Source organism: Pseudomonas sp. NPDC086581, assembly GCF_044746165.1.
In the GTDB taxonomy this organism is placed as follows: domain Bacteria; phylum Pseudomonadota; class Gammaproteobacteria; order Pseudomonadales; family Pseudomonadaceae; genus Pseudomonas.
In genome coordinates, this window is record NZ_JBIVBR010000004.1 from 147,173 (window position 1) to 159,985 (window position 12,813).

A 12,813-nucleotide genomic window follows, 5' to 3' on the forward strand; every position below is an offset into this window, starting at 1 on the left:
TGACTTAGCATGCCCCTCCGCCCCGCTCGCCCGACCAGCCCATGATCGCCACGGCCGGCTAGTCTGTAGAGCATCGCCGCAAGGAATCCGCCAGATGCCGCCACCGACCCGAAGGAAGCGCCCCTGTGCTTGACCGCTTTGGCATGCTCGAGGTGATGCGCGCCTCGCGCCTGACGCAGTTCCCGATCAGCCCGGTGCTGCGCGAGACCCACGGATTCAAGGGTCGCCTGACCTTCTTCCTGCTGCTGGCCGGCGCGCTGGTGTTCACTTTTACAGCGCTCGGGCATGACATCCGCGCCAGCGGCACTCACTTGGAGCCGGGCTGGCCGATGCTGGTGCTGGTGGTCGCGCTGCTGATCGCCCTGGGCTTTGAATTCATCAACGGCTTCCACGACACCGCCAATGCGGTGGCCACGGTGATCTACACCAACGCCCTGCCGCCGCGCTTTGCCGTGGCCTGGTCGGGCGTGTGGAATTTCCTCGGCGTGCTCTTTTCCAGCGGTGCGGTGGCCTTCGCCATCGTCTCGCTGCTGCCGCTGGACCTGCTGCTCAAGGTAGACAGCAGTGCTGGGCTGGCGATGATCTTCGCCCTGCTGATCGCCTCAATCCTGTGGAACCTCGGCACTTGGTGGCTGGGGCTGCCGGTGTCCTCGTCGCACACACTGATCGGCTCCATCGTCGGCATCGGCCTGGCCCATGGCGCCATGGCCGGGCACCTCGGCCTATCCGGCAACGCCTGGTCGCAATTGCTGACGGTCGGCTATGCGCTATTCCTCTCGCCGGTGGTGGGTTTCTTCGCCGCCTTCGTGCTGCTGCGGGTGGCCAGTTCGACCATCCGCAACCGCGCGCTGTTTCACGCGCCGGAAGGCCGCACGCCGCCGCCCCGGTGGATTCGCGCAATCCTCATCCTGACCTGTACCGGCGTGTCCTTCGCCCACGGTTCCAACGACGGGCAAAAGGGCATCGGTCTGATCATGCTTATCCTGATCGCTACCGTTCCCCTTGCGTTCGCCGTGGATCGCGCCCATTCGCCCGAGCAGACCCGCCAATTGCTCGTCCTCACACAGGCCAGCCAGGAACAGCTGCACCGCTCCGGAGGCAGCCCCGCGGCGGACCCACGCCAGGCGCTGCTCAGCTATCAGGACGACGAAGTAGTAAGGCCGGATCTTCTGCCTTCGCTGGGCAGCGTGATCGGCGATGTCAGTGCGCGCCTGGAGCGCTATGGACAGCTGGACAAGGTGCCGGCCGAGGAAGTGCTGGACCTGCGCAACGACCTCTACCTGAGCCTGGAAACCATCCGCCTGCTGGACCGCAGCGACCAGCACTTCGAACTGGAAACCTGGAGCAGCCTGCAGGCGTTGCGCCAGGGCGGCGAGCAGGCGATCCGCTTCATCCCGGTGTGGGTGAAGGTCGCGGTGGCCCTTGCACTAGGCCTGGGCACGCTGGTGGGCTGGCGGCGCATCGTCACCACGGTCGGCGAGGGTATCGGCAAGACACCGCTGACTTATGCACAGGGCGCCTCGGCGCAGCTGGTGGCCATGCTCACCATCGGCGCGGCGGACGGCTTCGGCCTGCCGGTGTCGACGACCCAGGTGCTCTCCTCCGGCGTGGCCGGCACCATGGCGGCCAACGGCAGCGGACTGCAGTGGCCGACCATCCGCAACATGCTGCTGGCCTGGGTGCTGACCCTGCCGGCGGCCATCGGGCTCGCGGCGGGGCTGTACTGGCTGTTCACCCGGCTGCTCTGAGGGGTAGTAGGGCGAATGACCTGGAACAGGTTATTCACCGAGAATCCTTCGACGGATAACGCTGGCGCGTTATGCGCCCTACGTCGAACTGTTGTAGGAGCGAGCTTGCTCGCGAACCGCCCAGCGCGGGAGCTGCCGGTTAGCACTGTTCGCGAGCAAGCTCGCTCCTACAGACGGTGGCGAATCACGCCGCCGAGCAGTTAATGCTGGCTGTGGAAAACTCCGTGGATTACTGTATTCATATACAGTGTTTCTTCAGAGCTTTCCCACATGACTACTTCCCTTCCACCCCGCGGCCGGGGCACCGCCAGCAATCCGCACAACCGCTTCGCGCCGACCACCTCGGTGCCTGTGGATAACGACTGGTACGACGAGGTGCCCAAGCCTCAGGTGACCGAAATCCGCACTGAGCGGGCGAAGTCGGTGATCTCGCGCAACCAGTCGCCGGACCTGCCCTTCGACCGCTCGATCAACCCCTATCGCGGCTGCGAGCACGGCTGCATCTACTGCTATGCCCGGCCCAGCCACGCCTACTGGGACCTGTCGCCGGGGCTGGATTTCGAAACGAAACTGATCGCCAAGACCAACGCCGCGCAGGTGCTGGAAGAGGAACTGAGCCTCAAGGGCTACGTCTGCGCGCCGATCAACCTGGGCGCCAATACCGACCCGTACCAGCCCATCGAGCGCCAGCAGCGCCTGACCCGGCAGATCCTCGAAGTGCTGCTGCGCTTCCGCCATCCAGTGACCATCGTCACCAAGGGTTCGCTGATCCTGCGCGACCTCGACCTGCTGGCGGAGTTGGCGAAACAGAACCTGGTCGCCGTGATGATCAGCCTGACCACCCTGGATGATGAGCTCAAGCGCATCCTCGAACCCCGCGCCGCCGCGCCTTCCGCGCGCCTGCGGGCAATCCGCGTGCTGCGCGAACAGGGTATTCCGGTGGGCGTGCTGTGTTCGCCGATGATCCCGATGGTCAACGACCGCGAGCTGGAAGCGCTGCTCGAAGCCGCCCACGACGCCGGCGCGCAGAGCGCCAGCTACATGATGCTGCGCCTGCCGCGCGAGGTCGGCCCGTTGTTCGAGGAATGGCTGGCGGCGCACTACCCGCAGCGCGCCAACCATGTGATGAGCCTGATCCGCCAGCTGCGCGGCGGGGAGATCTACGACAGCCGTTTCGGACACCGCTTCCGTGGCGAGGGCCCGTTCGCCGACCTGCTGGCCAAGCGTTTCGAGGTCGCCCTGCGCCGCCTGGGCCTGAACCGGCGCGGCAGTTTCGGCCTGGATTGCACAGCGTTCGCCCCGCCGCGCAGCCAGATGACCCTGTTCTGACGGTTATCGGTCGGAAGTTTCGGTAAGCGCAGTAGAATCACCGCAATATTGTCTTGCCATGATAGCTTGCCGATATCATCTTGGAATGTCGGCGAAACATCATGCAAAAGCTCATTCCAGAGCGGTTTTTTAATTTTGGTTTAATCTTCGTTGTCTAGGATTTGAACACAAAGTGACTAACCGGTCACGACGTATTTTTCCTCTCGGCTGTGTCTTTTCTCCCCAGGGAGAGCGTCGGCTGACGTGGGAAAATTCTTCGTCATTCTTCGAGGCTGATACATGAACGACAAAACGCACGGTGAGGAACACGCCCACGAATCTGCCGACGAGGCGCTGCGCCATATCGTCGAGGGCTTCCGCCAGTTCCGCCATGAGGTCTTCCCGCAACAGGAAGAACTGTTCAAGAAGCTGGCCCACGCGCAGAACCCACGCGCCATGTTCATCACCTGTGCCGACTCGCGCATCGTCCCCGAGCTGATCACCCAGAGCTCGCCCGGCGACCTGTTCGTTACCCGCAACGTCGGCAACGTGGTGCCGCCGTACGGCCAGATGAACGGCGGCGTGTCCACCGCCATCGAGTTCGCGGTGATGGCCCTGGGCGTGCAGCACATCATCGTCTGCGGCCACTCCGATTGCGGCGCGATGAAAGCGGTGCTGGCTCCGCAGACTCTGGAAGGCATGCCGACGGTGAAAGCCTGGCTGCGCCATGCCGAAGTGGCCCGCACCGTGGTCGCGCAGACCTGCGGTTGCGCCACCCAGGAACACCTGGGCGTGCTCACCGAAGAGAACGTCGTGGCCCAGCTGGACCACCTGAAGACCCACCCGTCCGTGGCCGCGCGCCTGGCTTCCGGCCAGCTGTTCATCCATGGCTGGGTGTATGACATCGAGACAAGCGCCATCAAGGCCTACGACGCCCAGGAAGGCCGCTTCCGCCCGCTAGATGGCGAAGGCCCGACGCCCAGCGCTACTCCGCGCGCGCGCTACTCTCCCCAGTAAGCTGCCAGCGGCAGTAATCCCCGAGGCGCGGCGGCCCAGCAGAACAAACGCCGCGCCCGTTCCTCACTTGCTCCCTGCCTGAGGCGAACGCCCCCACCGCGTTCGCCATTCCTTGAATTGCGCGTGTCGATGCGGTCGAGACCGGCGTCGTGGGCTTTCGCGCGCCCGAAAAATGCTTGAAGGAGAACAGCGCCATGTCGGCCTCCCACTCTGTTCCATCCGGGTTTTCCCAACTGCGCCAGGTACTGCCGCGCGACCTGCTCGCTTCGGTAGTGGTCTTTCTCGTCGCCCTGCCGCTGTGCATGGGTATCGCCATCGCTTCGGGCATGCCACCGGCCAAGGGCCTGTTGACCGGCATCATCGGCGGCCTGGTGGTCGGTTTCCTCGCCGGCTCACCGCTGCAGGTCAGCGGCCCTGCGGCGGGCCTCGCGGTGCTGGTCTTTGAGCTGGTGCGCACCCACGGCATGGCCATGCTCGGGCCGATCCTGCTGCTGGCCGGCGCGCTGCAATTGCTGGCGGGCAGGTTGCGCCTGGGCTGCTGGTTCCGCGTCACTTCACCGGCCGTGGTCTACGGCATGCTCGCGGGCATCGGCATTCTCATCGTGCTGTCGCAGGTCCACGTGATGCTCGACCTCAAGCCGCAGGCGTCCGGGCTGGATAACCTGCTCGCCTTCCCTGCGGCACTGCTGTCCGAGACCAGCGGCTTCGACGCGGCGCTGCTCGGGCTGGGCACCATGGCCTGTATGGCGCTATGGGACCGCTTCAAACCCGGCCGGCTGCGCATGCTGCCCGGCGCACTGATCGGCGTGAGCCTGGCAACGCTGGTGAGCATTGCCCTGCAACTCGACGTGCTGCGAGTCAGCGTGCCGGAGAACCTCGGCGAAGCCATCGATTGGGTCCGCCCGAGCGACCTCGCCGCGCTGCTAGACCCGACGCTATTGCTGGCCGCCGTGGTGGTGGCCTTCATCGCCAGCGCAGAGACGCTTCTCTCGGCCGCCGCCGTGGACCGCATGCACACCGGCCCGCGCTCGGACATGGACCGCGAGCTGAGCGCCCAGGGCGTGGGCAACATGCTCTGCGGGTTGGTCGGGGCGCTGCCGATGACCGGGGTGATCGTGCGCAGCTCGGCCAACGTGCAGGCCGGTGCGCGCAGCCGCGCCTCGGCGATATTCCATGGGCTGTGGCTGCTGGGGTTCGTCGTGCTGCTGGGCGGGCTGCTGCGGCAGATCCCCATCGCCAGCCTGGCCGGCGTGCTGGTCTACACCGGGATCAAATTGGTGGACTTGAAAGCGCTGCGTTCGCTGGGCCGCTATGGGCGTATGCCAGTGCTGGTTCATGCAGCGACCGCGCTGGCCATTGTCGCCACCGACCTGCTGACCGGCGTGCTGCTGGGCTTTGCGCTGACGGTACTGAAGCTGGTGCTCAAGGCCGCGCGGCTGAAGATCAACCTGCGCTACGACGACGAGGGCAACGGCGCCGAACTGCGTCTGGTCGGCGCGGCGACCTTCCTCAAGGTGCCGGCGCTGTCCCGGGCCCTGCAGTCGGTGAAACCCGGCACGCACCTGCGCGTGCCGCTGCAGCACCTGAGCTATATCGACCACGCCTGCATGGAACTGCTGGAGGATTGGGGCCGCAGTGCCGCGGCCAGCGGCTGCCGGCTGTCCATCGAAGGCAATGGCCTGCGTCGCCGCGTGGAAGGCCGAGTGCGTGCGCAGCAGAGTGCGGGCTGAGCCTCAGTCGCGGCCCAGCTCCAGCTCGACCCCAAACTGCCGCGACAGGCACGGCCACTGTTGCCAGGCCATGACCACCTGCGGATCGTTGAGGCTGGCGCGGTAGCTGACGGCGGACTCGGAACTGAAGGTGCTGTCGTCGAGCATGCCGTCGACCGCGTGGTGCACCGCCTCATCCAGCTGGTTGGCGAAGGGTTCGCCGATCAGCTGGTGCGCCACCAGGTTGGCCACCGTGGTGTCGAGCGGGATCAGCGGCTGGTTGAAGTGGGCGATGTAGCGATCGTTCACCTCTTCCACCAGGCGGTGGGCTAGGTAGGCCTCGTCGAGCAGCGCATCGAGGCCGTCGTGGCCGTCGAGCAGCGCAGGCGGAGTGAGGAAGAACTGCTCGGCGAGCTTGAGCACCGGCTTGATGCGGTCTTCGATGCCGGCGGCGCGGGCCACCGCGTTGGCGGCGTCGAGGAAATCCGGCACCTGTTCGATGTAGGCGTGGACGAAGCGCGTCAGCGTGCCGCTGGGGTCTTCTCCCGTCAGGGCGATGCTCTTGTGCAGGCTTTGCAGTTGGCTCTGGATCAGGCGGGCGAGATGGCCATGGCGGGATTCGAGCAGGTGGGCATTCCGGATCAGCTCACGCAGTGCAGCGGTGTTCATGACAGCTCCAAGACAGCGGGTTTGGAAAGTGAAGAAACACCTTAGCCGCACCCCGGGCGTAGCTAAGACGCGATTGTCATATTCACGGACTGTTTATGCCGACGTGGCATATCAGACGGCCACCATCTTACTCCAAAGCCGCGCCATCCGTGGCTTTCAGATCGCAGTTCGGTCTTTCAAACAGAGTTTTTACTCTGCGTTGTTATGTCGCAACCCGTGGCTATACTCCGCTTCGACACACCGAAAACCTGATGGACCCGGCCTGCCCTGCGTGCTGCCGAGGTACGACGTCAAAGTAAGTTGTCTTGGCGGTCACTCCCTTGGCCGTTGGCTTGTTCAGGCTCGATCCCTCTGGAATGGGGATCGCAGCCAGGGCGCTATGCCGGCGGGATAAAAACAACGATAAGGGGAACCCGAATGCTGCGACATCCACGAGTCTGGATGGGCTTCCTTTTGCTCTTGGCTTTCAGTCAGGCAAACGCCGCCTGGACGGTCAACATGACCCCCGGTGCGACAGAAGTCAGCCGTAACGTTTTCGATCTTCACATGACGATCTTCTGGATCTGCGTGGTCATCGGCATCGTCGTCTTTGGCGCGATGTTCTGGTCGATGATCGTCCACCGCCGGTCCACCGGGCAGCAGCCCGCGCATTTCCACGAGAGCACCACGGTGGAAATCCTCTGGACCGTCATTCCCTTCCTGATCCTGGTGGTGATGGCCGTTCCGGCCACCAAGACGCTGATCCACATGTACGACACCTCGGAGCCCGAGCTGGACGTGCAGGTCACCGGCTACCAGTGGAAGTGGCAGTACAAATACCTGGGCCAGGACGTGGAGTTCTTCTCCAACCTCGCCACGCCCCAGGACCAGATCCACAACAAGGCCGACAAGGACGAGCACTACCTGCTCGAGGTGGACAACCCGCTGGTGCTGCCAGCCGGGGTCAAGGTGCGCTTCCTGGTCACCTCCAGCGACGTGATCCACTCCTGGTGGGTGCCGGCCTTCGCGGTCAAGCGCGACGCCATTCCTGGCTTCGTCAACGAGGCCTGGACCAAGGTCGACCAGCCCGGCGTTTACCGCGGCCAGTGCGCCGAGCTGTGCGGCAAGGACCACGGCTTCATGCCCATCGTGGTGGACGTGAAGTCCAAGCCCGACTTCGACAAGTGGCTGGCCGAGCGCAAGGAAGAGGCGGTCAAGCTCAAGGAGCTGACCAGCAAGGAATGGACGAAGGAAGAGCTGGTCGCCCGCGGCGACAAGGTCTACCACACCATCTGCGCCGCCTGTCACCAGCCTGAGGGCCAGGGCATGCCGCCGATGTTCCCGGCGCTCAAGGGTTCGAAGATCGTCACCGGGCCCAAGGAGCACCACCTGGAGACCGTGTTCAACGGCGTGCCAGGCACGGCCATGGCGGCCTTCGGCAAGCAGCTCTCGGAAGTCGACATCGCCGCGGTGATCACTTTCGAGCGCAACGCCTGGGGCAACAACGACGGCGACATGGTGACCCCGCAAGAAGTGGTCGCCTACAAGCAGAAACAACAATAAGGAGGCCGCGATGAGTACAGTGATCGATCACCCCGACCATTCTCACGCCGGCGACCACCACCACGGCCCCGCCAAGGGCCTGATGCGCTGGGTACTGACCACCAACCACAAGGACATCGGCACGCTGTACCTGTGGTTCAGCTTCTGCGCCTTCCTGCTGGGCGGCTCCTTCGCCATGGTGATCCGCGCCGAACTGTTCCAGCCGGGCCTGCAGATCGTCGAGCCGGCGTTCTTCAACCAGATGACCACCATGCACGGCCTGGTGATGGTCTTCGGTGCAGTGATGCCGGCCTTCGTCGGCCTGGCCAACTGGATGGTGCCGCTGATGATCGGCGCGCCGGACATGGCCCTGCCGCGCATGAACAACTTCAGCTTCTGGCTGCTGCCGGCGGCCTTCGGCCTGCTGGTGAGCACCCTGTTCATGCCCGGCGGCGGCCCGAACTTCGGCTGGACCTTCTACGCGCCGTTGTCGACCACCTTCGCGCCGCACAGCGTGACCTTCTTCATCTTCGCCATCCACCTGATGGGCATGAGTTCGATCATGGGCGCGATCAACGTGATCGCCACCATCCTCAACCTGCGCGCCCCGGGCATGACGCTGATGAAGATGCCGCTGTTCGTCTGGACCTGGCTGATCACCGCCTTCCTGCTGATTGCGGTGATGCCGGTACTGGCGGGTTGCGTGACGATGATGCTGATGGACATCCACTTCGGCACCAGCTTCTTCAGCGCGGCCGGCGGGGGCGACCCGGTGCTGTTCCAGCACGTGTTCTGGTTCTTCGGCCACCCCGAGGTGTACATCATGATCCTGCCGGCATTCGGCGCCGTCAGCTCGATCATCCCGGCCTTCAGCCGCAAACCGCTGTTCGGCTACACCTCGATGGTCTACGCCACCGCCTCGATCGCCTTCCTGTCCTTCGTCGTGTGGGCGCACCACATGTTCGTGGTGGGCATCCCGCTGGTGGGCGAGCTGTTCTTCATGTACGCGACCATGCTGATCGCCGTGCCCACCGGGGTGAAGGTGTTCAACTGGGCGTCGACCATGTGGCAAGGCTCGCTGACCTTCGAGACGCCGATGCTGTTCGCCGTGGCCTTCGTCATCCTGTTCACCATCGGTGGCTTCTCCGGGCTGATGCTGGCCATCGCCCCGGCGGACTTCCAGTACCAGGACACCTACTTCGTGGTGGCGCACTTCCACTACGTGCTAGTGCCCGGCGCGATCTTCGGCATCTTCGCCTCGGCCTACTACTGGCTGCCGAAGTGGACCGGCCACATGTACGACGAAACCCTGGGCAAGCTGCACTTCTGGATGAGCTTCATCGGCATGAACCTGGCGTTCTTCCCGATGCACTTCGTCGGGCTGGCCGGCATGCCGCGGCGGATCCCGGACTACAACTTGCAGTTCGCCGACTTCAACATGGTTTCGTCCATCGGCGCCTTCATGTTCGGCACCACGCAGCTGCTGTTCCTGTTCATCGTCATCAAGTGCATCAAGGGCGGCAAGCCGGCACCGGCGAAGCCGTGGGATGGCGCGGAAGGCCTGGAGTGGACCATTCCGTCACCGGCGCCGTACCACACCTTCAGCACGCCGCCCGAGGTGAAGTAAGGGCTTACCTCTAGGGGCGAGCTTGCTCGCGAACGTTTTTTCCTGAAGCCCCGGCGTCAGGCAGTTCGCGAGCAAGCTCGCTCCTACAAGTGAGGATTCGATCCATGAGCGACGGCAACATCGAAACGCGCAAGCTGGTGACCCGGCTGGTCATAGCCGTGGTTGCCATGTTCGCCTTCGGCTTCGCCCTCGTGCCGCTGTACGACGTGATGTGCAAGGCACTGGGCATCAACGGCAAGACCTCCGGCAGCGCCTACCAGGGCGACGGCCAGGTGGTCGATCAGTCGCGCGAGGTGAAGATCCAGTTCGTCGCCAACAACAACATCGACATGGTCTGGGAATTCCACCCCGAGGCCGAGCAGTTGGTGGTGCATCCCGGCGCGGTGAACCAGATGCTGTTCGTCGCCTACAACCCCACCGACAAGCCGATGACTGCCCAGGCAATCCCGAGCATCGCGCCGTCGGTGGCAGCCACCTACTTCCACAAGACCGAATGCTTCTGCTTCACCCAGCAGGTCCTGCAGCCGGGCGAGCGCATCGAAATGCCGGTGCGCTTCATCGTCGACCGCGACCTGCCCAAGGATGTGCGTCACCTGACGCTTGCTTACACGCTGTTCGACATCACTGCCCGCAAGCCACCCGTGGCCAGTAACGAGCGCTGAAGGGCAAAGGAGAACAAGAGAGATGGCAACCCACGATCCCTATTACGTCCCCGCGCAGAGCAAGTGGCCGATCATCGCCACCATCGGCATGCTGGTGACGATGTTTGGCGTCGGCACCTGGATGAACGACATGAGCGCCGGCAAGGAACACTCCCACGGCCCGTGGATCTTCTTCGCCGGCGGACTGATCCTGGCGTACATGCTGTTCGGCTGGTTCGGCAACGTCATCAAGGAAAGCCGTGGCGGGCTCTACAGCCCGCAGATGGACCGCTCGTTCCGCTGGGGCATGAGCTGGTTCATCTTCTCGGAGGTGATGTTCTTCGCCGCCTTCTTCGGCGCGCTGTTCTACGTACGCCACTTCGTCAACCCATGGCTGGGCGGCGAAGGTCACCATGGCATCTCGCACATGCTCTGGCCGCAGTTCGAAACCGGCTGGCCGCAGCTCAACAACCCGGACAACAAGCTGTTCCCGCCGCCCAAGGAAGTGATCGATCCGTGGAAGCTGCCACTGATCAACACCCTGCTACTGGTCACCTCCAGCTTCACCGTGACCTTCGCCCACCACGCGCTTAAGAAGAACCATCGCGGCCCGCTGAAGATGTGGCTGGCGGCGACCGTGGCGCTGGGTGCCTGTTTCATCGTGCTGCAGGCCTACGAGTACCACGAGGCCTATAGCGAACTGGGGCTGACCCTGGGCTCGGGTATCTACGGCGCGACCTTCTTCATGCTCACCGGCTTCCACGGCGCCCACGTGACCATCGGCGCGATCATGCTGAGCATCATGCTGATTCGCATCATTCGGGGGCACTTCGACGCCGACAAACACTTCGGCTTCGAGGCGGCCAGCTGGTACTGGCACTTCGTCGACGTGGTGTGGATCGGGCTGTTCATCTTCGTTTACGTGCTGTGAAGCGCGGTGGCGCGGGCCTTGGCCCGCGCCTTTTTCGAGATCAGAAGTGCCAGGGGGCGGAGCTGCCGAGTTGGCCGCTGAAGAAACCCCAGGCGATGAGAGCGACGGTCAGGGCGGTAAGGGTGACACGCACGGTCAGCGCGTTGACCACCCGCGAACCGTGGCCCTCGTCCTTGACCAGAAAGAACAGGCCACTGAACAGACTGACGACGGTCGCCAGCAACAACAGAACGATCGCAGCTTTGAGCACTACCGGCCTCCTGTCCGCAGGGGACTGGGGTTGAGGGGGATGTCTTGCAGTATAGCCAGCACGCATCTGAGCACGGCTCCGATCCAGATCGGCAAGGCCGCGCCGCACGCGCCTTCCGGCCCGGCATCGCGCCGACCCTGGTGGTCCTCGCACTGCTGCCGGTACTGATCGGCCTGGGCTTCTGGCAACTGTCGCGCGCCGCCGAAAAACGCACCCTGCTCGCCGCCGCCGAAGTGCAGCGCCAGCAGGACCCGATCAGCATCGCCGAGCTCGAACGCCAGCCGCCGCGCAGCTATGTCCGCGTGCGTCTGCAAGGCCAGCTCGACGCTGAGCACACTGCCCTGCTCGACAACCGCACCCGCAACGGCCAGGCCGGCGTCGAGGTGCTGCAGCCCTTCTTCGACCGCGTCGGCCACCAGTGGCTGCTGGTCAATCGCGGCTGGGTGCCCTGGCCCGACCGCCGCGTGCCGCCGAAGATCGATACGCCCAGCCACGACCTGCTGCTGGACGCCTGGACCTACATCCCCGCAGCCGCTGGCCCGAGCGCTCCGCTCGCCAGCTGGCCGCGCCTGATTACCCAGGTGGACGCCCCGTTCCTGTGGGACCAGCTCGGCCGCGAAGGCAGCCCGCTGGAAATCCGCCTGGAGCCGGGCGACGCCGCCTTCGACACCGACTGGCCGATCGTCGCCATGCCCCCGGAACGCCACGTCGGCTATGCCGTGCAGTGGTTCGCCCTGGCCATCGCGCTTTCCGCCCTCTACCTCTACCTCGGCATCCGTCGCGCACGGGAGACCTTCGACCATGACCGCCATGACTCTGCCTGACGCCTCCGCCCGCCGCCGCGGGCGCGTGCAACTGCTGCTAATCCTCGGCTTTGTGCTGGGGCCGATGCTGCTCGCCACCGCCATGTACAAGCTGCAGTTCTGGGTACCGGAAGGCCGCAGCTACCACGGCGACCTGATCGCCACCGGGCAGACCCCAGCGGACCTCGGCGTGCAGGACGACAAGGCCGGCGACCAGTGGCAACTGCTGGTGACCGCGCCGGAAACCTGCACCAGTGATTGCCAGCAACTGGTCTACCTGGCGCGCCAGATCAACATCGGCCTGGGTCGCGAAGCCAGCCGCGCCGAACACGCCCTCGCCTTCGCCAAGCCTTTGCCGGCGGAGTTCACCGGCCTGCTCGACAAGGACTACCCGCGCCTGCAGCGCCTGGGCCTGACGCCCAACCAGCACACCGGCGCCCAGCCGCAACTGTGGATAGTCGATCCCCACGGCAACCTGGTGCTGCGCTACGACGCCAAGGCCAACGGCAAGTCGATCCTCAAGGACCTGCAGCTGCTGCTGAAGCTTTCGAACATCGGTTAAGCCGGTCGAGCCCCACGACAACAACAA

At 64.6% G+C, this 12,813-nt stretch carries 12 protein-coding genes; 10 read left to right on the forward strand and 2 right to left on the reverse strand.

Going from position 1 to position 12,813, the window contains the following annotated elements:
- Positions 1 to 143: 143 nt before the first annotated feature.
- From ACIPK7_RS10425 to ACIPK7_RS10440, 4 genes are all read left to right on the forward strand, one after another.
- The gene (locus tag ACIPK7_RS10425; protein WP_401087815.1) at positions 144 to 1,748 is read left to right on the forward strand and encodes an inorganic phosphate transporter; all 1,605 of its coding nucleotides are present in this window, start codon (positions 144 to 146) and stop codon (positions 1,746 to 1,748) included.
- Positions 1,749 to 2,018: 270 nt separating this feature from the next.
- Positions 2,019 to 3,077 carry a PA0069 family radical SAM protein gene (locus ACIPK7_RS10430; protein WP_401087557.1) on the forward strand — a complete coding sequence of 353 codons (1,059 nt, stop codon included), beginning with the start codon at positions 2,019 to 2,021 and terminating at the stop codon, positions 3,075 to 3,077.
- 279 nt (positions 3,078 to 3,356) lie between these two features.
- Positions 3,357 to 4,073, forward strand: a complete 717-nt coding sequence (locus tag ACIPK7_RS10435) for a carbonic anhydrase (protein ID WP_088420494.1) — start codon at positions 3,357 to 3,359, stop codon at positions 4,071 to 4,073.
- A 194-nt stretch (positions 4,074 to 4,267) separates the two neighbouring features.
- Positions 4,268 to 5,803 carry a SulP family inorganic anion transporter gene (locus ACIPK7_RS10440; protein WP_192432456.1) on the forward strand — a complete coding sequence of 512 codons (1,536 nt, stop codon included), beginning with the start codon at positions 4,268 to 4,270 and terminating at the stop codon, positions 5,801 to 5,803.
- Positions 5,804 to 5,806: 3 nt separating this feature from the next.
- Here the strand turns inward: ACIPK7_RS10440 and ACIPK7_RS10445 are convergent, their stop codons facing one another.
- Positions 5,807 to 6,451, reverse strand: a complete 645-nt coding sequence (locus tag ACIPK7_RS10445; RefSeq protein ID WP_192432457.1) for a hypothetical protein — start codon at positions 6,449 to 6,451, stop codon at positions 5,807 to 5,809.
- Between the two features lie 417 nt (positions 6,452 to 6,868).
- On the opposite strand from ACIPK7_RS10445, the gene coxB reads away from it, so the two are divergent.
- The 4 genes from coxB to ACIPK7_RS10465 all read left to right on the forward strand — a co-directional run bounded on the left by coxB (position 6,869) and on the right by ACIPK7_RS10465 (position 11,171).
- Complete coding sequence (coxB, locus tag ACIPK7_RS10450; protein ID WP_192432458.1) at positions 6,869 to 7,993, forward strand: cytochrome c oxidase subunit II; 1,125 nt, start codon at positions 6,869 to 6,871, stop codon at positions 7,991 to 7,993.
- A gap of 10 nt (positions 7,994 to 8,003) precedes the next feature.
- A complete protein-coding gene (ctaD, locus tag ACIPK7_RS10455) occupies positions 8,004 to 9,599 on the forward strand; it encodes a cytochrome c oxidase subunit I (RefSeq protein ID WP_081518890.1) in 1,596 nt (531 codons plus the stop codon).
- Between the two features lie 104 nt (positions 9,600 to 9,703).
- Positions 9,704 to 10,261 carry a cytochrome c oxidase assembly protein gene (locus ACIPK7_RS10460; RefSeq protein ID WP_081518891.1) on the forward strand — a complete coding sequence of 186 codons (558 nt, stop codon included), beginning with the start codon at positions 9,704 to 9,706 and terminating at the stop codon, positions 10,259 to 10,261.
- 22 nt (positions 10,262 to 10,283) lie between these two features.
- The gene (locus ACIPK7_RS10465; protein ID WP_138213360.1) at positions 10,284 to 11,171 is read left to right on the forward strand and encodes a cytochrome c oxidase subunit 3; all 888 of its coding nucleotides are present in this window, start codon (positions 10,284 to 10,286) and stop codon (positions 11,169 to 11,171) included.
- Positions 11,172 to 11,211: 40 nt separating this feature from the next.
- On the opposite strand, the gene ACIPK7_RS10470 is transcribed toward ACIPK7_RS10465, so the two are convergent.
- Positions 11,212 to 11,421: a twin transmembrane helix small protein gene (locus ACIPK7_RS10470; RefSeq protein WP_015474903.1), complete on the reverse strand. Its 210-nt coding sequence runs from the start codon at positions 11,419 to 11,421 to the stop codon at positions 11,212 to 11,214.
- 44 nt (positions 11,422 to 11,465) lie between these two features.
- Here ACIPK7_RS10470 and ACIPK7_RS10475 point away from each other — a divergent pair, with 44 nt between their 5' ends.
- Positions 11,466 to 12,245, forward strand: coding sequence for an SURF1 family protein (locus ACIPK7_RS10475; RefSeq protein ID WP_192432460.1), 780 nt, complete (start codon positions 11,466 to 11,468; stop codon positions 12,243 to 12,245).
- Positions 12,223 to 12,786: a hypothetical protein gene (locus ACIPK7_RS10480; protein WP_401087561.1), complete on the forward strand. Its 564-nt coding sequence runs from the start codon at positions 12,223 to 12,225 to the stop codon at positions 12,784 to 12,786. The genes ACIPK7_RS10475 and ACIPK7_RS10480 overlap by 23 nt, the downstream gene beginning before the upstream one ends.
- The last annotated feature ends 27 nt before the right edge of the window (positions 12,787 to 12,813 follow it).